Raw genomic sequence first — 23,335 nt, forward strand, 5'->3', positions numbered from 1 at the left:
ATTGACCTAGGAGGTCCTATGAAATTTGGTTTACTTGGCCGTACGTTGGGCCATAGCTTCTCCCCTCGTATTCACAGTGCGTTAGGGAATACAAATTACGAATTATTTGAGCGCGAACCAAGCCAATTGCAAGAGTTCTTCGCTGATCCAGAATTACAAGGCATCAACATTACAATTCCTTACAAGGTAAATGCCCTTGAAGCTTGTGATGTGGTGGATCCTCGTGCTGAACGTATCGGTTGTGTAAATACAATGGTTCGCAAGGATGGCAAATGGCACGGCTATAATACAGACTATGATGGTTTTGTGTTTACCCTACAACATGCAGGCATCGATGTAGCTGGCAAGGAATGTATCATTCTTGGTGATGGTGCGTCCTCTGCTACCGTTCACGTAGCCCTCGAAGATTTAGGCGCTAAAAATATCGTCCATTTATCTCGCAAAACGGCTCCATTCTATGGTGATGCGCCAAACTATTATGAAACAGCGCAGATTATTATTAACTGCACCCCTATCGGCATGTACCCTCATAATCCAGCCAATCTCATCGATATTACGCAGTTTTCTAAATTGGAAGGTGTTGTAGACCTCATCTACAATCCACGCCGCACGATTTTACTATTACAAGCAGAAATGATGGAAATTCCTCATTGTGATGGCTTGCCATTCCTTGTAGCTCAAGGCGTTGAGGCGGCTAACCATTTCCAAGGCCAAAGCTTTGGCACGAAAGAAATCGAGCAAATCTTGCGCGATATGCGACGTGAAAAGGAGAATATCATCCTCATCGGCATGCCTGGTGTAGGTAAAACAACAGTAGGCAAAGCCCTTGGCGAAGAAATGGGCCGTACTTGCATTGATGTGGATCAAGAGTTAGAAAAAGAAATCGGCGACATTTCCACCTATATTACGGAACAAGGGGAACCAGCATTCCGCGAAAAAGAAGCAGAAATGATTGCAAAACTCGGTACCCAAACAGGTCTTATTATCTCCACTGGCGGCGGCTGTGTAACAGTGCCTAAAAACTTCGCACATCTACGCCAAAACGGTCGCATCTACCAATTAACGCAACCGGTAGAAAACCTATCTACCTCTGGTCGTGTTCTCTCAAGTGGTGGCATTGAGCGCTTACGCGAACTAGAAGCAACTCGTACACCAATGTATGAAAGCTTCGCTCAATGCATCGTAGAACATAATCGCAATGCACCAGAAACAGTAGCGGCTATCCTAGAAGACTTTGAAACAAACCTATTGTAAGATTATTTACATCTGTATTTCTAGATAAAACTAAAACTCATATCATAACATCAATGATATAAACTAAAAAGCAGTAGCTATCCTAAAGATAACTACTGCTTTTTTATATGTCCTATGTATTATATATATTTGTAAAAGTTACCACTTGCAATTACAATGTAATTACAGATAAGATTAAAAAAGTTATCTACCTATTAATGTAAAATCGATACAGTATCCATATCATAGTAGTCACAATCGAAAGAACATTAGGAGAGATTTTATGAAAACCGTAAACCTACAAGTCCGCATCAACGAAGACCTAAAACAGGAAGTATCTAGCATATTAAAAACACAAGGTCTATCATATACATCTATGCTTGACGCACTATTCCGCCAAATCATCAAAGAGCGTCGCATTCCATTTGCCATTGCTTTACCGACGGCACCGATAGACAAAACACCTACACCAAGCACACTCAACAACGGCACCTACGAACAACCACAAACTACATTAAAAGCATCAGATGCTATCAGTATATATGGATCAGCAACCTCAACAGAGGTAGAAATATCCTTCGACACAATCGATAAAACAGGTGTTCTTAACATCCGCATTAACCCAAAAGTAAAAACACTTACTACTGCAATCCTAAAAGAAATGGGATTAACTATATCTCAAACTATAACACTTGTATCTAAGCAAATACAATTCGCTAAAGATATTCCTCCGACTATACATCGTCCAGAATGGGTTGATGCGATAAATAATAACTTATGGACTGAAGAAGATTTAAACGCTAGAATCCAGACTGGACTTAATCAGGCTGAAAATGGGCTTGGTGAACCTGCAGAAAAAGTCTTTAATGAGCTCCTTAAAGATTTATAAGTATGGAGGTTAAAATGAGATATACAATAATTTTGACCCCCACAGCTAAATCTGACATAGTAAATCTCAAAATTTCATTAGCACAATAGCTTATAGATCAAAACGTTATCAGTAAAGAATTAGCGTTAATCTATGAAAAAATATCGTCATTAACTATTTTTCCTGAACGATATCCCATTATAAATAGTGATACAAAGTACAGAAAATTATCACATAGAAAATATCTCATCCTCTATAAAATTATAAATAATTATATATATGTGTTCTATATTAGACCTTCAAAAATGAATACATTACAGGAAATATAAAACATTAAAAAAGTCGGCTTTAGCCGACTTTTTTTAATGCACTTTTACGCGTTTATGTTGTTGTTCATCGAATACACCATCTACGTCAATGGTATCAAGAATTCGTTTTAGTTCATGCACATCAATTTGACCTGGTGCCGATGCTTTGCCAGCAGAGGCAAAGGTCATAGCATTACCAAATAGAGCGCCTGCTGCGCGCGTAACAGCGCCCAATGGTCCCATGGCCATCGTAATGATTGGATCTGATGGATATAAAGCTTTCACCTCAGCTGTCGCCTCAAGTAGTGTAAGAACATCGCCCGTTGTATGAGGCATAACAGCCATCTTTGGCACGTCGGCCAAGAATTCTTTCATTTGAATGAGGCGATTTACAATAACCTCATGACTTGGAGTGCCATTAAAATCATGGTTACTCATGATAATTGTAATACCATGTACCTTGGCAAATTCAATCGTTTTAAGCATTCTATCTTGATCAAAGAAGAGTTCAATATCGATAGCATCTACCAATCCAGTAGGAATGATGCGCTCTAACATTGTGAAGTAGTCTTGTGAAGAAATAGACTTTTCTCCACCTTCCCCTTTCGTGCGCCATGTAAATAATAAGGCACGACCTTTTAATTGAGGCTTAATAAGCATTAACAATTCAATAATAGCGTCAATGGAGTGGGCCCGCTCGTAATAGTCAATGCGTAGCTCCACTACATGACACGGTGTATTACATGCAACCGCAGTGGCATCTAAAATTTCTTTCATTGTTGTGCCTACAATAGGCACACATATCTTTGTCCCCTTTTCGCCGAGTACAGCATGACCGATACGGACCATAATAACTCCTTTCCGTCCCACAAGGTGAGACAAATGACTTACCTTAAACTAACTATATACCAATATTTTTGTAAAAGCAATCAATCAGCCTATATTGGATTGCTATTCACTAAAAATGTATGAAAGCCTGTTATTATGCACTAAAACAGTATTCTTAGATTAACGATTAGCATCAATTTTTGTTATGCCCAAAACCTTAAGACTAATAAAATATAATTATATTATATGAACCTTACAATACTAGTTATACTAAAAAAGATACCTTGCTCAACTACTGTAATAGTTAAGTAAGGTATCTTTTTAATGTTAATCATGTTGCACGGATAGTTTTCGAGATTGGAAGCCCATATATAGTAATAGCAAGCCGGTAATACTAAATACATAGGATATACCAACATAAGTAGATACAATACTAGCAAATACAGGGCCTACCATAGAACCAAATTGTTGAGCTGTTGTTGTCATACCAAACATGCGACCTCTAAAGCTTGGATCTGTATTGAGTGTTACAGCTGCACTCAAGGATGGATTAATGCCTACAATACAAGAGCCTATTAAGACTTGTAAAATACCAAACCACCAAATGCCCACTGGCAAGCTTTGAAGTAAGAGGACGATACCACTCCCCATCATACAGTAGGATATGGTCTTAAAGTAGCCACGGCGTTCACCAAGGCGAACCCATAGATTTGTCGTCAAGGATCCTGCTAAGCCGCCGATACTAAGGATTGTACCAGAGATCATAGCCGCCCCTTCCATGGTACCTTGCATATCCCCGACATAGAGGGCCAAGATAGGTTGCAACATCATGATAGCACATTGCATAAAGAAGAAAATCCAAAGCAATCGTACTAATACTGGCTGTTGTTGAACAGCTTTAAAGTCTTCACGTAGCGATGTAGATTTAGTAGGTTGAGCCGGCTGTTCCTTTCCATCAGCACCTTTAGCATGTAATTTTGGTTCTTTCACAAAGAACAATACGGCCAATGTCGCAATAAATACAGCGATACCAGATACATAAAACACAGGGCGCATGCCTACTACACTTTCAACGGCGCCACCTAAAAATGGACCGATGACATTACCCAAGATAAGTCCCGTTTGGAAGATGCCTAGAGCTCGACCAACCTGTTTCTCATCAACACTGAGGGATACCATGGTCATCGCCGCTGGATAGAACCCATTGGCAAAACCAACGAGCGCACGCCCCATGAGTAGTTGATATTGGTCTGTAACTAAACCAATTAATACATAACAGATGGCAATGGCAAAGCCGGCGCGCAAAGCCATCCGTTTTTTACCTTTATTATCCGCAATCTTCCCCCATATAGGAGCCATGATGCCGGCGATGAGGAAGGTAATACCGAAAACGAGGCCTGACCAAAGTGCTACATCAGCCTTTGGCACTCCTAACTCTAAAAGGTAGATAGGCAAAAACGGAATGATCATGGTGTAACATATAGCCAGTACCGTCATGGCAGCTGTAATAATCCATACATTGCGCATACCACCACGAGCATCATATGCAGTTGTGCTCATCCTTTGCCTCCTTTCATATATAAAAGTATATATAGTAATATACTTTTATATTCTATATAAATAAGAGCCGCATATAAAACGCGACTCTCTCATTTATTCCGTTGGAAATTTGTGATCCATTACATCCTGTAAGGATACGCGTTCCATAACGTGACGGAATTCATCTTGCAAGTACTGCCACAAGGGAGCAGTCAAGCAATCATTAAACATAGGACATGGCTCAACATCATCTTCTAAACAAGATACGAGAGCAATGGAGTCCTCTGCAGCATATAAAATTTCATATACATTGTATTCAGCAGGCGATTTCACCAAGCGATATCCACCGTATTTACCACGGCCACTTTTAACGAGGCCAGCGGAGGATAAGCGAGATACAATCCCCTCTAAGTATTTATCGGAAAATCCTTGGCGTTCAGCAATTTCACGAATGGGTACATTTTTTTCTACCCCGTGTTCTGCAATATCCGCCAATATCCGTAGGGCATAACGCCCTTTAGTAGATATTTTCATAAGTTAACCTCTAAATCATTCATAATATATTTATAGTATATCATAAATTCATACAAAAAATGGTGGGAAATATGGTACACTATACATATATCGAAATATTTTCATTCAGATATAATTTTTAATTTCATATCGGGAGGGTGTTATCTAATGTTAGATAAACTATTTCAACTCAGTGAGCGCGGTACCACTGTTAAAACCGAAATTTTAGCAGGTATTACTACGTTTATCACGATGGCGTACATCCTATTCTTAGCGCCTAACATTCTTAGTCTTGCAGGGATGGATAAAGACGCAGTCCTCATCGCTACAGCCTTAGGTGGTGGCCTTGTAACGATTGCTATGGGTTTATTCGTAAACTATCCTATCGCCCTCGCTCCAGGGGTTGGCCTCTTAGCCTTTTACTCCTTTACCGTAGTTCTCGGTATGGGTGTGTCCTGGCAAACAGCATTGGGTGCTGTATTTATCTCCGGTCTCGTATTCCTCGTATTAACACTTACGTCGATACGCCAAATGATCGTTGAAGGCATCCCAGCCTCTATGAAGGTTGCCATTACTGTTGGTATCGGCCTCTTCATCGCTATCATCGGCTTAAAATTATCCGGCTTGATGGCAATCTCTATTAGTTTGTCTCCAAACTCTTTAGGCCAAGTTGTACAAACACATGGTAATTTAGTACCTCCAGCATCCGAAGCACTCTTGACGCTCGGTAATTTGCACAATGGCGAAACATTGTTGGCTCTATTCTCCCTCATCTTTACAGCACTATTGATGGCTCGTAAAATTCAAGGGTCTCTCTTGATTGGTGTGGTAGTAACAACAATTGTATCCTATGCTACAGGCCTTTCTACAATGCCTGAGAACTTCACTGTATTAGCAGTGCCTGATTTCTCTAAGGCAGCATTCCTTCAATTAGATATTCCTGGTGCGCTCCACATGGGCTTAATCACGATTATCTTCTCCTTCACCTTCGTAGAATTGTTCGACTCCATGGGTACTTTGATTGGTACTGCTACAGAGGCGAAAATTGCAGATCCTAAATCTGGTAAATTCCCAGGTCTTGGTAAAGCCATGACTGTCGATGCTATCGGCGTTAGTACTGGCGCATTGCTCGGTACTTCTACGATTACTGCTTTCGTTGAAAGTGCGGCAGGTGTAGGTGCTGGTGGCCGTACAGGCTTAACAGCGGTTACAACAGGCGTATTATTCTTAATCTGCTTGTTCTTGGCTCCAATCGTATCCTTGGTGCCAAATGCAGCCACATCTCCTGTTCTTATCATCGTTGGTGCCCTTATGTTAGGTGCAATCCGCAACATTGACTTCGATGATTGGACAGAAGGCTTCCCTGCATTCCTCGTTATCGTTTTGATGCCATTCACATACAGCATCGCTAACGGTATCTCTGCAGGTCTTATTGCATATCCTCTACTCAAAATTATTGCAGGCCGTGCAAAAGAAGTTAACTGGATTATGTACGTATTGGCGGTACTCGTTATCATCCGCTACGTATTCTTCTAATTAATAACCAAAAGAACCTATCTCTAAAGATATTAGTAAAATATCTAAGAGATAGGTTCTTTTTATTATGTACTTTTTTATGTACAGTTTTATACTAAACACTAATACCGTATACCATCGGTAAATCATGCTCTAAAATCTTATTACAATTCAGTACTAACGAATTGTTTTTACACCGATTAAATCTGTACGACTTGGATCGATATCTTTTAACGGAACTACATGATCTCTATAAAAGTCTGCTTCAGATGCTTTCACAGGCACTTGGAAGAACAAGAAATACGCCATATTATCCTTGTACCACGTAACACTACGTACTAAGCCCTTATCTACATCCCCTGTATAGTCAACATCACCTAATGGCGTAGAGTCAGTCCACTGTACGTCATGGTACTCCATTGGAATATATTCTTCAGGCCATACAGTATCCATAGAGTAGCTCATGCGGAAGACCATAGTATGAGTTACCCAACGGCCACTGCGCTCTTGATATTCTTGACCTTGCTTCCAATATACAGTTTCTAATACATCATTGTCATAAAAATGTGTAGCATAGTATGTATAACCAAGCGGTAAATAACTTGGTACAGATACGTCATAGGACACCTTATGAGATGCATCAATTACACCACTTGGTAAGCCCTTGGATTTACTGGTAAGTATAGGCCATACGGAATTCGTATGTGTACGCAATGGCAACCCAATCGATTCATAAGGAGGCCATTCAGGCTCATCATTTAGTTTAACCTTTTTCGCATCGTTTTCTTCAACATGTTGCTTATCATTGCGATCACCACGTAACCTAGTATCATCAGCGGCTACATTATTTAAAGGGCCTACAGAATCTACAATTTTGCTTACAAAGTTTTGGTTTCTTGAAGAAGCAAAGTAGAGCATATACACTTTATTATCTTTTTCCCAGTAAGCAATCTGAATAGCGTCTTTACTAGAACCTAACGTATGTACAGAGATTCCATCAGGGGTAGTAAAGCTAACTACATCCTTAGCATTGTAATTTGTCTTTTCTAATATAGGCTTTACTACGGTATCGATAGCCCAACCCATGCGATATACAATATCTGTATTAGAGAAGGTTAATTTCGGACCATATTCTCCATCATGGCCTGTTTCTGTATAAACAATTTCTAATACATCATGGTCCTTGGCCTTTACATCGCGTACTGCATAGTCTTTAGGCATATAAGACGGAACTTGTATAGGATAGCCAAATTCCTGCGCAGCACTTTCAATATTAGTTTTAACTAAATCATTATCACCAACTTGATCATACCAACGATAGCGATCAGCGAGTTTTTCATTATCATCGATGAGCTTTTTATTATCTACATCTCGTTCAACAGGAACCGTATTACCATTTTTATCGATTAACGGATATGTGGCACTAACTGGCTGTACACCAAACGTAGTGACTGCTGCAGCCATCGTGGCACATAACACAGCAGATGTTATTATTTTCTTCATATTCTCTCCTCTTTGAGCGGTTACATACGTTACCGCTTTGTTCCAAATAAATTGCTACGTGAGCATCTATATTCTCACAGGCTCCACATGTTCCTTATAGAATTCAGCATCAACTGCTTTCACAGATTCTAAGAACAATAAGGAGTATGCCATACCGTCCTTTGTCCACGTAATGCTACGGATTAGTTGTGCTGCTGGATCACCAGTGTAAAAGACTTCGCCAGATTCACCTTGTTCAGACCATTCAAAATCCTTATACTCACCGGGAATATACGGTACATCTTTTACATCGTTCACGGAATAGCCCATTCTATAAACGAAAATACTACCAGAGTTTCTCTTCCCAACTCGATATGGTTGGGAATTTTTTATAAAATATACAACCTCTAATACATCATTTTTGTCTTGACGTACTGTATAAATTTCATAGCCATAAGGGATATAACTAGGGGCCTTAACCTCATATGGAAGCTTCTTCGCTGCCTCTTTTAGGTTTCCCTTAAAAGTATGCGCCTTTTTTGTATTCTCTATAGGCCAATCATGAAAGTGCCACTGTAAACCATCCATTCTAGGCTCGACATTTTTAAAATTATGTCCTAACTTAAGCGTTTTTGTAGATACAGAATTATCTGTAGATATAGCAGTGTCTACAGTATCTGCTGTTACACTTCCTACAGATAGTAACCCAACAGCTATAGTAGCTAAGATGGACTTATATATTGTTTTGCTCATACTCTCTCCTTGTATAAAAATTTATAATATACTTCACACATATAATGATATATTTTCTTATTTATATCAAAAACATAACTCCGATTCTGTTGCCCTAGCTACTTCATAAAACTTTTATTTTTCCTACGGTGAAAGTCTAGTTATTAACTAATAACAGCCTTAATACTTACTAGTTCGACACATAAAAAAACATCCTACTGAGCGCTATATCTTAAAAGAACTCAATAGGATGTTGTATCATTATTTAGTTAATGGAGGCATAATAATATCTTGTTCAAGTTGTCTTCGTCTTTTTGCAGTATAGTCCACCACTTTAATTTGAACGACGCCCACAGAGTTTACCATGGCTTCTGTAAAAGCAAATTTACGATTTGTTTGATGGTCCATCAAAACTTGTAATCCATGAACCTTTTCATCAATACTCTCTAAATAAGTCACCGTCCCTCGTCCCATAACACTGGAATAAACTGAACTATATTTACAAGGAATATCTCCACCTGAAACAAGGGCCTCATCACTGCCATCAATTTCGATAAATACATGAGGATTTGCTTTAATCAAGTCAAACTTCTTTCCCTCATGATTGCCATGTACATAGATATAAAGCACCTCATCTATAAATTCGTATCCAAAATGTAGGGGTACTACATAAGGGTAATCACCATCCATCATACCTAGGTGAATGATACGAGTACTATTTAAAATACTTTTAATTTCATCTATATCTGTAACCTTACGATCTTGTCGTCTCATATAGCCTCCACGAGTTTACGTATAAGATAATCTACGTATCATTATAGCAAACTTTTTATACCTTGTATGATAGAATGCTTTTTGCATGAATAAGCACTCTTTTATTCGTATATTAATAACACTGTTTTTAATATTTGTCTACTGTATAAATACATTTGACTTTTTACAATAGATACTGTATTATAAGAAAATAGTTTTATAGATTCTATAGATTATAAAGGCTATGGTCATCCATGGCTTTTTATATTTGTAGATAGTTTGTAGAAAAGAGGTCTTTACTATGTCTGATACGCATCAGTTAAAACGGGGCCTTAAGAACCGGCACGTACAGTTGCTCGCCATTGGCGGTGCCATCGGTACAGGCTTATTCTTAGGCTCCGGCCGTGCCATTCACTTGGCAGGTCCATCCATCATTTTTGCTTACCTAATTACAGGTATTATATGCTTCTTTATCATGAGAGCATTAGGCGAATTATTATTGTCTAACTTGAACCACCACTCATTTATCGATTTCGTAGAAGAGTATTTAGGTGATCGAGCAGCCTTTATCACAGGATGGACATACTGGTTCTGTTGGCTTTCACTAGCCATGGCCGATTTAACAGCCGTAGGCCTCTATATGCAGTTCTGGATACCATGGCTGCCTCAATGGATACCGGCCCTTGTCGTCTTAGTGGCATTGCTATTGATGAACCTAACAGCTGTAAAATACTTCGGTGAAATGGAGTTCTGGTTTGCCTTGATTAAGGTAATCGCCATTATTTCCCTCATCATCATCGGTATCATCATGATTGTTACAGGCTTTACTACAGATGCGGGCGTTGCCGCCTTTAGTAATATGTGGAATTATGGGGGCTGGTTCCCGAACGGAACGATGGGCTTTATCTTATCATTCCAAATGGTTGTTTTCGCTTTCACAGGTATCGAGCTCGTAGGTTTGACAGCTGGTGAAACAGAAGATCCTGAAAAGGTTATTCCTATGGCAATCAACAACATCCCATTACGCATTATTTTGTTCTATGTGGGCTCTTTGGCCATCATCATGAGTATTTACCCTTGGACAGCCGTTAACCCTTCTGCTAGCCCATTTGTGGCTGTATTTACAGCAGTTGGTATTGCAGCCGCTGCAGGCATCGTAAACTTCGTAGTTCTTACATCTGCTGCATCTGCTACAAACTCTGGTATCTTTAGTACAGGCCGTATGATTTATGCCCTTGCTAAACGCGGTCATGCACCAAGCTCTATGCGTCGCTTAACACACAGTAGCGTACCATACCAAGCAACGATTTTCTCTGCTGCTGTACTATTGATTACGGTTGTACTCAACTATGTAATGCCAGAAGCAGTATTCGTTATGATTACTTCTATCTCTACATTCTGCTTCATCTTTATTTGGGCGATGATGGTTATTTGTCACCTCAAATACCGCAAGAAAAATCCTGAATTAGCGGCACAATCTAAATTCAAAATGCCTCTATTCCCTGTGATGAACTATATCATCCTTGCATTCTTTGTCTTCATTCTAGGTATTCTTGCCTTAAATGAAGACACTCGAATTGCACTCTTGTTTACACCGATTTGGTTCGTTATCCTCTGGGCCTTCTACTCCATGCTTAATACGGACGATGAAGATGCTCTCAGCGAAGAACTTATCGAAATGGCTGGTGTAAAAGAAATTTACAAAAAACCTAAAAAAGATGATTCTGACGATTACATTATCTAATACAAAAGCCCGTGCATTGATATGTACCCCCTTTACTGGACAACCAGTAAAGGGGGTATTTTCATGAGATATAGTTATCAATTTAAAAGGAAAGCAATTGAATTATTCTATCGAGGTGAATGGCCTAAGACACCTAACGGTGTAACAACAGATACATTTCATAGACTAATAAGAGACTGGGTTAAACTAGAGCAGCATCATGGCCCGGACATTAATAAAAATCGAGGGACTAATAAGTATTGGACTCCAGAAGAGAAATATAGTTTGGTATGCCAAGTCCTCTCTGGACAAGGATTGAGAACAGTAGCTATTGTAGCGGGTATTAATTCTGGACAACTGTATCAATGGGTTCATAAATATAAAACTTTGGGATACAATGGTCTTATTAATAAACCTAAAGGACGACCACCAAAGGATTGCAAAATGAAAGTACCTAAGACTATCTCACCTCGAAAACTCAAAGAAAGTGAATATGAGGAACTCATTCGCTTACGTGCTGAAATTGCGTATATTAAAGCTGAAAATGAAGTCATAAAAAAAGAGATTGCCTTGAGAGAAGAAAAAGAGGCTGCGCGACTCAAGGCGAAAAAGCAGCGATTATTAAAACGCTCCGCCAACAAGGCTATTAACTAAAGCATCTTTTAAAAGCTATGCCAATGGCCAAATCTACCTATTATTTTGAACTTACTAAAGTAGATCTTGTAGATAAAAGAAATACAGAGCTAAAAGATGAAATTCAAAAGATTTTTACAGAACATAAAGGTCGGTATGGTGTACGCCGTGTATACCAAGAACTTCTTAATCGAGGTTTTGTAGTCAATCATAAACGAGTACAAAGACTAATGCATAGTATGGGACTCGCAGGAAAGCGACCAAAGGAAAAGTATCACTCTTACAAAGGTAAAGTCGGTAAAGTAGCAGAAAATATCGTCAATAGAGATTTTAGTACAACTGCACCATTGCAAAAATGGACTACTGATGTGTCTCAATTTAATTTCTCGTGGGGAAAATGCTATTTGTCGCCTATTTTAGATATGAATACGAATGAGATTGTTGCTTATGACTTAGCATTAAGGCCTAACTTAGAACAGATTTCTCGTATGTTAGAGAAAGCCTTTAAGAAGTTTACTAATCTTTCGGGATTAATCTTCCACTCTGATCAAGGCTGGCAATACCAACATAACTATTTTAGGCAAGCACTTAAAGAACATGGGATTATTCAGTCTATGTCTAGAAAAGGGAATTGTTATGATAACTCTGTGATGGAAACCTTTTTTGGTAGATTGAAAACAGAAATATATTATGGTTTTGAAACAGAATATTCATCATTTAATGCTTTTTCAGTAGCGATAGAAGAATATATTAACTATTACAACAACAAAAGGATCCAGAAAAAAACAAAATGGATGCCCCCTGTAAAATACAGGGAAGCATCCATGTGTTTAGGCTAGTAAATAATATGTGTCCAGGAAAATGGGTACATATCACATAGCACGAGCTTTTTGTTACTTCATAGTAGGGAAGTTTTGTTTTTCATATTGTTGTTGATAAGCAGGTAGATTTCTTGTGTCTTCACCATAATTGAAGATCGTCTTAGTACGATATCCGCCTTGGGTAATGATAAGATCAATGGAGGATGGTACCTCTTGACCATTCTGTTGCAAATGGTTTACTAATTCTTGTAATGCTTCAACTTGTCGTAAAGAACCAGTCATATATTTGCCTTTGGATAGACCTGTATTTCTAATAACTTGGCCATTATATACTTGACCATTTTTATCTGTGTAATAGAAACGTACAGCCGCTTTATCTCCTGTAGGCACTGCTTTAATATAGATAGTCTTCCAATTCTTCTTAATCATCACTCTTGTAGCATCTGCTAACTTATTAGATAAACGTTGTGTCTCTTTATTGGTAGACTTGGATACACCATTAACCTGTTGAATTTCATCATTCATAGGCATTTCAATAGGTGATATTGCAGGATCTTGTTGTACCTTCTTCGCATCTGCAGGCTGAACCGCCAACACACCAACGGCCGCCATTACAGCTAATGTAGTAAGAGCAAATTTCTTCATTCTATCTCTCCTCATATGAGATTCCCTAAACAAATTATATTTTATACAATATATTATATTCACTTAGTGTATAATTTTCAAGTCAGTCTAACGTTTTAGAACTAGTATCCTTAATTACTTAGTTCCATCGCAACATAGAACCCCCTCTTAGACTTATAGTATAACTAAATCTATAGCCTAGTAAAAGAAAAGGCTTCAACCATTTCTTAGCGAAATATTTTCGTCGATGATTGGTTGAAGCCTTTATTTATATTCTATTAGTTACTGAAGTCTGTATCTACAATAGCAAATTGTACATAGTCAGGGCAGCGTTTTTGCATTTCTGCTTTAATTTTTTCTAATGTACCATGTGGATCTTCTTCGTCAAAGTCAAAGATAATATCGTAGTAGATAACTTTCTTCTCTTCGTGTACGTAAAAGGCATGTACTTGTACAACATGTGTATATAAGCTTACAACTTGGTCAAGAGCTTGTCTAATTTCAAGCACTTCCACACTTGGTTGGTTTTCAGCATAGACGCCAACGGTCATATTAATACCAAATTTTTTATAAAGATGAACAGCAATACCTTTTGTCAAAGGATGAATATCAGCCATAGTCATCGTATCTGGTACGGTAATATGTACAGAGCCAATTGTTTCACCAGGTCCGTAGCTATTCAAAACCAAGTCATATACACCACCTACATTTGGATGTTGAGCGATGGTTTCTTTAATATCACGGATTAAGTTATCATCTGCACGAACACCAAGCAAGTGATTATACATTTCTTTTAAAATGTCATAAGCAGCTTTCAAAATCAAAACAGAAATCACTGCACCAACATAACCTTGAATATCAAAGTTAAAGAAGAATACTAAGCCTGCAGATACTAATGTGGCAAAGGTAATTACTGCATCAAAGAGCGCATCTATACCAGACGCTACAAGCGCATCAGATTTGTATTTCTCGCCTTGTGCCTTGATATAGCGGCCCATCACAACTTTCACCACAATAGCAACGGCGATGATAACGAGGCTTGGAATATCAAAGGTAGATACCTCAGGGTGAAGAATTTTATCAATAGATTCTTTAAGAGATCCGATACCTGCACCAAGGATGATGAAGGCAATTGCCATGGTAGTCATATATTCTATGCGACCATGTCCAAAAGGATGCTCCTTATCGGCCCCTTTAGCGGCTAATTTTGTACCAACGATGGTCAATACAGAGGACAATACATCCGTTAAGTTGTTCACCGCATCAAGGATGATAGCGATGGAGTTAGACGCAAGGCCTACAATCATTTTAAAGATAACGAGAACGACGTTACCTATAATACCTTTTATACTGGCAAGCGTAATTCCCCGATTACGTGCTGCACTATTTTCTTGCAAAATCATACTACACCTCTTACATTCATTTCACTAAGCTACAAATCGAAGCCTATCGATTTATCTATGTTCTTATTATAGCTTATCGATTATCATTTGTCATTATATTTTTTGAAAAATTTTTATAAAATCATTGTAATTACTGAATTATCAATAATTCTCAATTCTCAATTAGAATATTTGATGTATTATGACTTCACAATATATAGGACAGATTTATTGTTAACAATAATATAATCAGATCAAATTACGCGGTAACCGTAATGCGTTCCCCTGTGCGCATATGTGTAAATACTACCTTCTGAGCCCGCAATTGGAAAGGCTGTCCTGTCGGTTGTGCACCGTATAATGTATCCCCTACAAGAGGGTGACCTATATGGCTGAAAGCTACACGAATTTGATGTGTTTTCCCTGTGTACAAACGAACTAAAACCTCAGTATATCCACATTTTGATGAGTTATGCACAGATTTGTCCACATTTACACCATGTTTATCCACATTTTGTAATTCTATATCCACATTTTCTTGAGCTATATCCACAGATTTTACCAACTTATGCACAGAGTTATCCACAGGCTGTGAAGAATGTCTACATAGGAAGGAAAAATCGGTACGCGTTTCCTTCCCCTTTGGATTGACTTCATAATGAATACCATCAGTACTGCGATCCATAGGTAATACTAAAGAGTCTTCATCAGCTTCTACAATACCTTCAACAGTGGCCATATACCACTTTTCAAAGGTATTATCGTCCATTTGCTGTTGATAAAGACTTTGGGCTAAGCCGCTTTTAGCAATTACGATACATCCCGTTGTATCTCTATCTAAACGGTTTAAGAAACGCACCTTACGCTTAATACCATTCTCTTTGAAATAGTACGCTACCCCATTGGCAAGAGATACTTGGTCTTTAGAGTTTACTGTCACACCTGCTGGCTTATCCACAATGAGGAGATCATCATCTTCATATAAGATATGTAGATCCATTTCAATTGGTTCGTAATCGATTTTTTCCTTAGCCATAGCAATCCAAATCTCATCACCTTCGGAGATAACATCCTTTGGCGTCGCCTTATGACCGTTGATGTGGATTAGTTTTTCCTCAAACAGCTTAACTAAGGACTTACGAGAATATCGAGTATCTAGTACTGCACCAAGTGTAACCTCAGTTTTTTCACTACGTGCAGTCTCTATATCTGCGGCAGTGACAGTCCACAAAATATCGTCTGGACGATGTGTTTTTCGCGCCATTAGTATCTCCTTTCTACGAGCTCAGGGTCTCGTGGCATGTAGTTCAGTAGCGAGCTTGGTTGAACAGCTCGGCCACGTATATTCGTTTGTTCAAAGGTAATAGTCAGCTCTTGTTTAGGTCGTGTAATAGCCACATAGAACAAGCGCTTTTCTTCGTCTTCACGACCTTCTGCAATAGCAAAAGGACTTGGGAAGGTTCCTTCATTGAGGCCGGCCAAGAACACGTGGTCAAACTCGCTCCCCTTCGCTTGGTGAATGGTAATGATTGGAATGCGATCTTCATTGCGTACCTGTTGGGCAGGCTCACCTGCTGTAAGGGCTGCCATCTGCAAAATTTGATTTAATCGAGCCAAACCTGCTGGACCTTCATAGGCAGCATCAAGTTTTTCCATGATGCGATATAGATCCCGTATATGCTCTACCTTCGCTACTTCCCCATGAGATTTATAGTACTCTAGAACCCCCATTTGGTTCATAATGTACGCTAATAACTGTGTAGGTAGCTCTGTATAGGCCTTTCTACGCAATGTCGCCATTTGGGACGCAATATTGGTGAAAGCCGCTTTATACTTATTAATCGCCACCATACGACCTGTTGTAGTGGGCACGATATTTTCTTTTACTGCATAGATTAAAAGCTGTGAAGTGGCCAAGATATCGTCCATCGCATTGTGCGTAGGCTCATGATTGATAGGAAACTCTGATGCTAGGAAGCCCAGTTTATGATTTGGCAAATTAGGATAGAAACGACGGTAAATATCGAGTGTATCGTAGATAGCCTTAAATTCTGGATTACCTAAATTATGGCGTGCCAATTCATTAGTAAAGATGGTCACGTCATAATTTACATTGTGGCCTACGATAATAGCATTCTTGGAGAATTCCTTAAAGGCTTGTAGCACTATAGCTGGCTCTTCGCCGTGTTCTTTTAAATACGCATCCGAAAAGCCGTGTACCTCTTCGGATTGTCCCACAGGTACGCCGGGGTTGATAAAGCGTTCAAAGGTTTCTAGGACCTGCCCATTTTCATCGATGCGGATGGCTGCAATTTGAATGATGCGATCCTGGGACGTATCGGTACCAGTACTTTCTACGTCATACACCACGACCTCATGATTTTCTAAGCCACTGACGAGCTTCGCATAAGGCTCTGCTTCAAAGATAGGCATATCCATAAAGTCCGTCAATTTTAAGCCCACTTGACGCGTCTCAGGACTTTCAATAGCTGCAATACGAGCGTCACCGATGCCGGCAACATAGCGTTTAATAATGCGCTTAGCGCTGACCGAGTCATTCGGGTTCATAAGCAGTTTAAAGTAAGCCATAACGTCTTTAATTTCTTGACGTCTAAAGAATTTAAACTCGTCAATGATCATAAAGTGACGGCGTTCATCTTCAGCCTTTTCGTTGTTCAGGCGTTCAAAGGAGTCGCTCAGCCGTTGCGCCTTTTTATTATCCCGCACTAAAACGCCAATATTGGCATCCTTTGGCAAGGCGCAGATAGCTTCATAGATATATCGTCCCTCAAGATAGCTGTTTTTACAGCCTTTTATGAGAACAGGCTTGCCCTTTCTTTCACTATTGGCGCGAGGCAATTCAGTATAGATAGAACCTACCAGATCAGGGAACATATTCTGCAATGTTTTGAAGGCCATCGTAAAAAGCGTCCAGTTAGAGCGGTAGTTTTCGTAGAAAATGATTTTTAAAGGCTTAAAGTCCGCATCAAATTGCTTGAGTAAACGGAATGGATCAGACCCACGCCACTCGTATATGGTTTGGAAATAGTCCCCACATAATAGGACGTGATTACCTTCCCAAAGCATTTCAAGTACCTTGTACTCTAGTACACCGGTATCTTGCATTTCATCAACAGAGATATAACTATAACGACTGCTCCAACGTTCTCGAACTACAGGATCTTGGAATAGACGATGAACACCGCAAATGAGATCTGTGAAATCTAGACCATGTACGGAGGCTAAGTTTTCATCATAGGCAGCAATCCATTCGTGACCATGGTTCAAGAAGTCATGGAGTTCACTATAAAGAACATTCCCAAAGCTAGAGAACTGTTGCTCAATAGCAGGACGCTGTTCCTTTTGCAAACGATCAATCGTTCGTTTATAATCGCCTACGAGATCATCAGAATAAAAGCCATATAAGGAACGATATTCTTTTACCATACCGATGATGTTGGCAAAGGACATTTCTCGCAACTTACCTGGACGATACGGTTCAGACAATTCCTTGCAATCCTCTTCATCAAAGATCGTTACATCCGTATACAAGGTTTCATTGCGCTTCCCCTCTTGTTGGAGTACGAAAAAGCAAAAGCTGTGGAATGTACTAATCTCCACAGCCTTTGCAGGACTGCCTACGAGCGATTGAATGCGGTCTTTCATCTCGTTTGCTGCCTTGTTCGTAAAGGTCATGCACAAGATATTCTCCGCCTTCGCATAGCCGCCCTCGATGAGGTGAGCCACTCGATAAGCAAGTGTATTCGTTTTTCCCGTCCCAGCGGACGCTAACAAGAGGATATTCTGTTCAACTTCATCAATAACGCGTTGTTGTTCACGATTGATAAGCATGAGGTCCTCCTATTTTAAAAAGCCGTACCATCCGGCAGCAATGAGCATTGGAATAGGGCCTAGAATTGCTGTTAAAGCCCATACGCCCAAACCAATATCCATAGGAATATTGAGGATATGAACGCATACTAAATACGTCAAAATACCAGTTACTGCATTCATAGCCACTCGTTTAATGGTGAAAAATGCTACTTTGAAAGCAATGTAGGCTACAGCAACGGATACAACCGCCGATATAATCGGTGATGCTAATAAAGCTCCCATATTATCCTTTCATTTCTTGGCGGTTCACTACAGCACCGCCTAATGTTAATTCATCGGCATATTCGATATCGCCACCCACAGGCACACCACGGGCAATACGCGTTACCTTAATGCCACTTGGACTTAATAAACGCGCCAAATAGAGAGCTGTCGCTTCCCCTTCTACGTCTGGGTCAGTAGCGAGGATAACCTCTTGTACGACACCATCACGAAGGCGAGCAATCAATTCTTTTACGCGAATATCGTCAGCACCGATGCCCTCCATAGGGGACAAAGCACCTTCTAATACGTGATATAAGCCCTTATAGTCACCACTACGCTCGATAGCAATAACATCGCGAGATGTTTCAACGACCATAATCGTCGTTTGATCCCGGTTTGGATTGCTACAGAATTCACAAGGGTCTTGAGCTGATAAGTTAAAGCAAATAGAACAGTGACGCGTAGCCCCCTTCGCTTCTACGATGGTTTCCACGAGACGGTCTACCTCTTCCTTCGGCATTTCTACCAAATGATAGGCCAAGCGTCTAGCCGACTTGGAGCCTATACCCGGCAAGCGGCGCAACTGCTCTACGAGCCGTTCTAAAGCGTTTGTCATTTAGAATAAACCTGTTGGCAAATTAAGACCACCAGTTACTTTGCCCATTTCTTGAGCCAAAAGGTCATCTACTTTTTTGCTAGCTTCGTTGACAGCAGCCATTACTAAATCTTCTAACATTTCCACGTCTTCAGGATCTACTGCAGATGGGTTCAATTTCAAGGACTCGATGATTTTTTCACCGTTCATTACAACTGTTACAGCACCGCCACCAACGGAAGCCTCTACTGTACGAGTTTTTAATTCTTCTTGCATTTTCTTCATATCTGCTTGCATTTTTTGAACTTTTTTCATCATGCCAGCCATATTGCCCATACCTTTACCAAACATTGTAATTCCTCCTTTTAGGACCTTGTCCTTACTAACTGTCTATGCCCATAACTCTAACATGCGACATAGATTTTAACATATGTGTCACCTACGGCCTTAGGACCAACGGGTATACTCAAAAATTTATTCTTCGATGACCTCGACGATGATGTCGTGATCTTCAGATAGTTTCTCTAATGTTTCTGCCAAAAGAGGATTGTTTCGCTCCTCTTCTGTCATATGTTCTGGATCCCATGCATATTCACGAGCTACCGTCACGCTATCGATAGGCGCTACTTCAATAGGTGCTTGTGAAAGCATAGTATGATCATCACTTTGATAAGGGGTTCCCTGTTGCTGTTCGCCCCCATTAGACTTTGGGACAGCTTCTACCTCAATATGTGCACCGCTATCCATAGGGCGTTCTAAGACTTCCCCATCATCGCTAATAACAGTGACACTATCTAACGGATGTGGTGGCATATCATCTAAAGATGATACGTAAGATTCCTCCATATCGTCTACAGGTACATCATCAAAGGAATGAACTGGAATATCATCGCCTTCCATAGAACCTGCTAGAGACTCGATAGGGATTTCTCCATCTGGAACTGATACAGACGGACTGCCATCAAAGGATGTAATCGGTACATCTCCACCAGTTGGTGATGTTTCTGCTCCGACCTCACTCGTATCAGCACCAGTTGTGGCACTTACAGCAGCACCGCCCGTCTTCTTCGCCAAGAAGGCTAACGCTGCGGCCTTAGCTGCATCTACTGCTGCGGAATCTGGCTTACTTGGTTGCTCATCAGTTGTAGGTCCACCATTAGGCGCCGTACCTGTAACAGTCTGCGGACTAGCACCTTGAGATGCTTGACCACCTTGAGTACCCTTTTCGTTCGCCCCTTGTGCATAGCTAGCGACTTGCGGAGAGGACGAATTTGTTAAGTCCATTTGCGTTGGTTGACCTCCAGAGGTCTTCTGCACATCAACCATTGGCTCTTGTGGTCGTTGCGGCGCTTTTACTTGGTGTTGCGTCGTACTGCCAGAGGCCTTTTTATAGTCTTTGTAAACTTGTGTGAGGGCATCAACGATTTCTACATGTACTGGATAGCCCAGTGTATATGTGAAAGCATCTGCCGCTTCTGCTAAGTTTACTTCGTTGGTCATTACATTGAGGTGCAATGTATTTTTGAAGGCCATAACCGCCTTGCTTTGATCTACGTATACAAGTTGACCTTGACCTATGACGGTAGAGGTCATATTGCGATTGCTATCCTTCAAGTATTTAATGACATTGGACTGTACATTGCGATACTCTTGAGCAGACAAGATTTGATCACTAATGATAGCCTGTGTACTAATACCTTTTTTACTACGACCTTTGGCTTGATTTCTAGCCGATCGTTCTGGCGCACTGCTTGTACTTGGTGGCGCCATACCAACGCCGCCCATTGGAGGCGGAGCCATACCTACTCCATTCATAGGAGGCGGTGTACTACCTGGTGTACCCATCGGTGGAGGTGTCATGCCTACACTCGCAGGCGGTGGTGTCATCCCCACTCCACTTGGAGGCGGCACAGTACCAACAGTACTATTTTGAGTACTACTCATGGAAGCATTCTGTACAGCAGCATTATCTACAGGAACAAAGCTATTGGCATAACCACCTGGCGGTCCAAAGGAATTAGCACCATAAGCAGGTGCAGTTGCGACAGCTGGACCTCGTTGTTCTAATTGAGCCATGCGGTTCAATAAATCATTTCGTTCAGATCGTTCTGAAGACTCTAATGCATACACACGGTCTTCTAAGCTTTCATCAACAGAACCTAATTTAGCACATAAAACGAGTAAGCCCATTTCGATGATAGTTCGTGGATTATCCACCTGTTTTGCATCATTCATGATGGATTGCGCACTGCGCACATACTGGTTAAGCTCATTAAAATCGATGCTTTCAGCTTGAGCTAAAAACTCATCCTTAAAGGCATCATATACCTTGAGCTCATCCGCATCAGGTGCGACCTTACCAACTAATAAGGCCCGCACGTGCTGAATGAGGGCTTCCATAATCTGCGTCGCATCACGACCTTCTGCTAAGGCATCGTGGATATAGGACAACAATTTGGGACCATCCCCGTTGCGCAATGCATCTAGGAAGTGAATAATCCATTCTTTGCTAACAAGACCGATTAGTTCTTCTACTACTTGCGGCGTAATAGTACCTGTTGCCATACCGGCACATTGGTCTAAGATACTCAACGCATCGCGCAAACCGCCGTCTGCATGGACAGCGATGAGCTGTGCTGCTGCAGGATCTAAGCCAAAACCTTCCTTTTCCGCTACATAGGATAAACGCTGTGCGATATCGTCAGACGTAATCCGTCTAAAGGTGTATCGCTGACAACGAGATACGATAGTAACAGGTAACTTTTCAATTTCTGTAGTAGCGAAGATAAACATAACGTGAGCCGGCGGCTCTTCGATAGTTTTTAAAAGCGCATTCCACGCTTCGGTCGTAAGCATGTGGGCTTCGTCGATGATGAACACCTTTTTACGGCCCTCAACAGGCATGAATTTGACACTTTCACGAAGGGCACGCACCTCATCGATACCACGATTGGATGCGGCGTCGATTTCAAGAACGTCCATGGACTGACCGCTCAAAATCGATTTACAAGCACTACACTCGTTACAAGGATGATCCGTTGGCCCATGCTCACAGTTGATAGCGCGTGCAAAAATCTTGGCCATACTCGTTTTACCAGTTCCGCGCGGACCAGCAAACAAATACGCATGAGCTACCTTATCCTCGCGGATAGCGCGCATCAACGTATCCGATACTTGATGCTGACCAACCACATCGGTAAAGGTCTGCGGACGGTACTTACGATATAACGCAATATATGCCATTGGAACACCCCCTTTTTCCGAAAATTACAATACTTTATTATACCATATTCAGAAAATTCTGACTTCCTTAATAAAGTTCTTTCCCCAATACGAAAGTAATATATTTACTTATAAATAATGCTGATATTTCCTAGTCAAAACTCCATCATATGGTTCATAATACAACATCGTATAGTCCAGAATCGAATATCATGCATTCTAAATTAGACATAAAAAAAGCGGCCCCACAGGCCGCCTTGCAATATTCGATCACGACAGCCCCCGGGTTCCCCGTGGCACATGAAGGTTACCGCTTAGTGCTGCTACCTCTCAGTCCTGACACGATTCACAGGCCCCCATTGCACAGGCCCGAGAACTGCCATGATCCAATATTGCAATACAAATATTATACATGAAAATACCTCTATAGTCAAAGCTATAGAGGCATTTCATATGTCTTATCTAA

Annotated in this window: 20 protein-coding genes and 1 other RNA gene; 6 read left to right on the top strand and 15 right to left on the bottom strand. The window is 40.5% G+C overall.

The features are described 5' to 3' along the window. Positions 1-18 precede the first annotated feature (18 nt). Both EL171_RS08740 and EL171_RS08745 read left to right on the top strand, forming a co-directional pair. Positions 19-1,254: a shikimate kinase gene (locus EL171_RS08740; protein ID WP_039968908.1), complete on the top strand. Its 1,236-nt coding sequence runs from the start codon at positions 19-21 to the stop codon at positions 1,252-1,254. A 262-nt stretch (positions 1,255-1,516) separates the two neighbouring features. Then, positions 1,517-2,122 carry a type II toxin-antitoxin system RelB/DinJ family antitoxin gene (locus EL171_RS08745; protein WP_005385242.1) on the top strand — a complete coding sequence of 202 codons (606 nt, stop codon included), beginning with the start codon at positions 1,517-1,519 and terminating at the stop codon, positions 2,120-2,122. A gap of 341 nt (positions 2,123-2,463) precedes the next feature. Here EL171_RS08745 and aroD read toward each other — a convergent pair whose 3' ends face one another. The 3 genes from aroD to EL171_RS08765 all read right to left on the bottom strand — a co-directional run bounded on the left by aroD (position 2,464) and on the right by EL171_RS08765 (position 5,310). Beyond that, positions 2,464-3,258 carry a type I 3-dehydroquinate dehydratase gene (aroD, locus tag EL171_RS08755; RefSeq protein WP_005385241.1) on the bottom strand — a complete coding sequence of 265 codons (795 nt, stop codon included), beginning with the start codon at positions 3,256-3,258 and terminating at the stop codon, positions 2,464-2,466. A gap of 306 nt (positions 3,259-3,564) precedes the next feature. Further along, the gene (locus EL171_RS08760; protein ID WP_005385240.1) at positions 3,565-4,797 is read right to left on the bottom strand and encodes an MFS transporter; all 1,233 of its coding nucleotides are present in this window, start codon (positions 4,795-4,797) and stop codon (positions 3,565-3,567) included. A gap of 93 nt (positions 4,798-4,890) precedes the next feature. Then, on the bottom strand, positions 4,891-5,310 hold the full coding sequence (locus EL171_RS08765; protein WP_005385239.1) for an RrF2 family transcriptional regulator: 420 nt from the start codon (positions 5,308-5,310) through the stop codon (positions 4,891-4,893). Positions 5,311-5,457: 147 nt separating this feature from the next. Between EL171_RS08765 and EL171_RS08770 the strand changes: the two genes are divergently transcribed. Further along, positions 5,458-6,825, top strand: a complete 1,368-nt coding sequence (locus EL171_RS08770; protein ID WP_005385238.1) for an NCS2 family permease — start codon at positions 5,458-5,460, stop codon at positions 6,823-6,825. A gap of 156 nt (positions 6,826-6,981) precedes the next feature. On the opposite strand, the gene EL171_RS08775 is transcribed toward EL171_RS08770, so the two are convergent. The 3 genes from EL171_RS08775 to EL171_RS08785 all read right to left on the bottom strand — a co-directional run bounded on the left by EL171_RS08775 (position 6,982) and on the right by EL171_RS08785 (position 9,792). Further along, positions 6,982-8,307, bottom strand: coding sequence for a hypothetical protein (locus EL171_RS08775; RefSeq protein WP_005385237.1), 1,326 nt, complete (start codon positions 8,305-8,307; stop codon positions 6,982-6,984). A gap of 66 nt (positions 8,308-8,373) precedes the next feature. After that, complete coding sequence (locus EL171_RS08780; RefSeq protein WP_005385236.1) at positions 8,374-9,039, bottom strand: hypothetical protein; 666 nt, start codon at positions 9,037-9,039, stop codon at positions 8,374-8,376. 240 nt (positions 9,040-9,279) lie between these two features. Further along, positions 9,280-9,792 carry a pyridoxamine 5'-phosphate oxidase family protein gene (locus EL171_RS08785; protein WP_005385235.1) on the bottom strand — a complete coding sequence of 171 codons (513 nt, stop codon included), beginning with the start codon at positions 9,790-9,792 and terminating at the stop codon, positions 9,280-9,282. 280 nt (positions 9,793-10,072) lie between these two features. Here EL171_RS08785 and EL171_RS08790 point away from each other — a divergent pair, with 280 nt between their 5' ends. From EL171_RS08790 to EL171_RS08800, 3 genes are all read left to right on the top strand, one after another. Continuing rightward, complete coding sequence (locus tag EL171_RS08790; RefSeq protein ID WP_005385234.1) at positions 10,073-11,515, top strand: amino acid permease; 1,443 nt, start codon at positions 10,073-10,075, stop codon at positions 11,513-11,515. A gap of 63 nt (positions 11,516-11,578) precedes the next feature. Beyond that, positions 11,579-12,148 (top strand): helix-turn-helix domain-containing protein, encoded by a 570-nt coding sequence (locus EL171_RS08795; protein ID WP_039968906.1) that lies wholly within the window; start codon positions 11,579-11,581, stop codon positions 12,146-12,148. Between the two features lie 23 nt (positions 12,149-12,171). Further along, positions 12,172-12,966 carry an IS3 family transposase gene (locus tag EL171_RS08800; protein WP_164712004.1) on the top strand — a complete coding sequence of 265 codons (795 nt, stop codon included), beginning with the start codon at positions 12,172-12,174 and terminating at the stop codon, positions 12,964-12,966. Between the two features lie 54 nt (positions 12,967-13,020). Here EL171_RS08800 and EL171_RS08805 read toward each other — a convergent pair whose 3' ends face one another. From EL171_RS08805 to ffs, 9 genes are all read right to left on the bottom strand, one after another. Continuing rightward, positions 13,021-13,593 carry an immunity protein YezG family protein gene (locus EL171_RS08805; protein ID WP_005385230.1) on the bottom strand — a complete coding sequence of 191 codons (573 nt, stop codon included), beginning with the start codon at positions 13,591-13,593 and terminating at the stop codon, positions 13,021-13,023. A 257-nt stretch (positions 13,594-13,850) separates the two neighbouring features. After that, entirely contained in the window at positions 13,851-14,975 is a 1,125-nt protein-coding gene (locus tag EL171_RS08810) for a cation diffusion facilitator family transporter (protein ID WP_005385228.1), read from the bottom strand. A 238-nt stretch (positions 14,976-15,213) separates the two neighbouring features. Then, positions 15,214-16,218, bottom strand: a complete 1,005-nt coding sequence (locus EL171_RS08815) for an RluA family pseudouridine synthase (RefSeq protein ID WP_005385227.1) — start codon at positions 16,216-16,218, stop codon at positions 15,214-15,216. Beyond that, entirely contained in the window at positions 16,218-18,806 is a 2,589-nt protein-coding gene (locus tag EL171_RS08820; protein WP_005385225.1) for a 3'-5' exonuclease, read from the bottom strand. The genes EL171_RS08815 and EL171_RS08820 overlap by 1 nt, the downstream gene beginning before the upstream one ends. A 9-nt stretch (positions 18,807-18,815) precedes the next feature. Continuing rightward, complete coding sequence (locus EL171_RS08825) at positions 18,816-19,070, bottom strand: hypothetical protein (RefSeq protein ID WP_005385224.1); 255 nt, start codon at positions 19,068-19,070, stop codon at positions 18,816-18,818. Position 19,071: 1 nt separating this feature from the next. Next, a complete protein-coding gene (gene recR, locus EL171_RS08830) occupies positions 19,072-19,668 on the bottom strand; it encodes a recombination mediator RecR (protein WP_004694915.1) in 597 nt (198 codons plus the stop codon). Further along, a complete protein-coding gene (locus tag EL171_RS08835) occupies positions 19,669-19,998 on the bottom strand; it encodes a YbaB/EbfC family nucleoid-associated protein (protein WP_005385221.1) in 330 nt (109 codons plus the stop codon). 123 nt (positions 19,999-20,121) lie between these two features. Beyond that, positions 20,122-22,890 carry a DNA polymerase III subunit gamma/tau gene (dnaX, locus tag EL171_RS08840; RefSeq protein ID WP_005385219.1) on the bottom strand — a complete coding sequence of 923 codons (2,769 nt, stop codon included), beginning with the start codon at positions 22,888-22,890 and terminating at the stop codon, positions 20,122-20,124. A 255-nt stretch (positions 22,891-23,145) separates the two neighbouring features. Beyond that, positions 23,146-23,245: signal recognition particle sRNA small type (gene ffs / locus EL171_RS08845), an RNA gene on the bottom strand. Positions 23,246-23,335 lie beyond the last annotated feature (90 nt).

Source organism: Veillonella dispar, assembly GCF_900637515.1.
In the GTDB taxonomy this organism is placed as follows: domain Bacteria; phylum Bacillota; class Negativicutes; order Veillonellales; family Veillonellaceae; genus Veillonella; species Veillonella dispar.

Excerpts from the sequence above, each read along its gene's own strand:
- EL171_RS08825 (WP_005385224.1), bottom strand. The coding sequence starts at position 19,070 with ATGGGAGCTTTATTAGCATCACCGATTATATCGGCGGTTGTATCCGTT.
- EL171_RS08810 (WP_005385228.1), bottom strand. The coding sequence starts at position 14,975 with ATGATTTTGCAAGAAAATAGTGCAGCACGTAATCGGGGAATTACGCTT.
- EL171_RS08795 (WP_039968906.1), top strand. The coding sequence starts at position 11,579 with ATGAGATATAGTTATCAATTTAAAAGGAAAGCAATTGAATTATTCTAT.
- EL171_RS08775 (WP_005385237.1), bottom strand. The coding sequence starts at position 8,307 with ATGAAGAAAATAATAACATCTGCTGTGTTATGTGCCACGATGGCTGCA.
- EL171_RS08745 (WP_005385242.1), top strand. The coding sequence starts at position 1,517 with ATGAAAACCGTAAACCTACAAGTCCGCATCAACGAAGACCTAAAACAG.
- EL171_RS08835 (WP_005385221.1), bottom strand. The coding sequence starts at position 19,998 with ATGTTTGGTAAAGGTATGGGCAATATGGCTGGCATGATGAAAAAAGTT.
- EL171_RS08785 (WP_005385235.1), bottom strand. The coding sequence starts at position 9,792 with ATGAGACGACAAGATCGTAAGGTTACAGATATAGATGAAATTAAAAGT.
- EL171_RS08765 (WP_005385239.1), bottom strand. The coding sequence starts at position 5,310 with ATGAAAATATCTACTAAAGGGCGTTATGCCCTACGGATATTGGCGGAT.
- EL171_RS08760 (WP_005385240.1), bottom strand. The coding sequence starts at position 4,797 with ATGAGCACAACTGCATATGATGCTCGTGGTGGTATGCGCAATGTATGG.
- EL171_RS08815 (WP_005385227.1), bottom strand. The coding sequence starts at position 16,218 with ATGGCGCGAAAAACACATCGTCCAGACGATATTTTGTGGACTGTCACT.
- EL171_RS08780 (WP_005385236.1), bottom strand. The coding sequence starts at position 9,039 with ATGAGCAAAACAATATATAAGTCCATCTTAGCTACTATAGCTGTTGGG.
- EL171_RS08800 (WP_164712004.1), top strand. The coding sequence starts at position 12,172 with ATGGCCAAATCTACCTATTATTTTGAACTTACTAAAGTAGATCTTGTA.
- EL171_RS08790 (WP_005385234.1), top strand. The coding sequence starts at position 10,073 with ATGTCTGATACGCATCAGTTAAAACGGGGCCTTAAGAACCGGCACGTA.
- EL171_RS08820 (WP_005385225.1), bottom strand. The coding sequence starts at position 18,806 with ATGCTTATCAATCGTGAACAACAACGCGTTATTGATGAAGTTGAACAG.
- EL171_RS08770 (WP_005385238.1), top strand. The coding sequence starts at position 5,458 with ATGTTAGATAAACTATTTCAACTCAGTGAGCGCGGTACCACTGTTAAA.
- aroD (WP_005385241.1), bottom strand. The coding sequence starts at position 3,258 with ATGGTCCGTATCGGTCATGCTGTACTCGGCGAAAAGGGGACAAAGATA.
- EL171_RS08805 (WP_005385230.1), bottom strand. The coding sequence starts at position 13,593 with ATGAAGAAATTTGCTCTTACTACATTAGCTGTAATGGCGGCCGTTGGT.
- recR (WP_004694915.1), bottom strand. The coding sequence starts at position 19,668 with ATGACAAACGCTTTAGAACGGCTCGTAGAGCAGTTGCGCCGCTTGCCG.
- EL171_RS08740 (WP_039968908.1), top strand. The coding sequence starts at position 19 with ATGAAATTTGGTTTACTTGGCCGTACGTTGGGCCATAGCTTCTCCCCT.
- dnaX (WP_005385219.1), bottom strand. The coding sequence starts at position 22,890 with ATGGCATATATTGCGTTATATCGTAAGTACCGTCCGCAGACCTTTACC.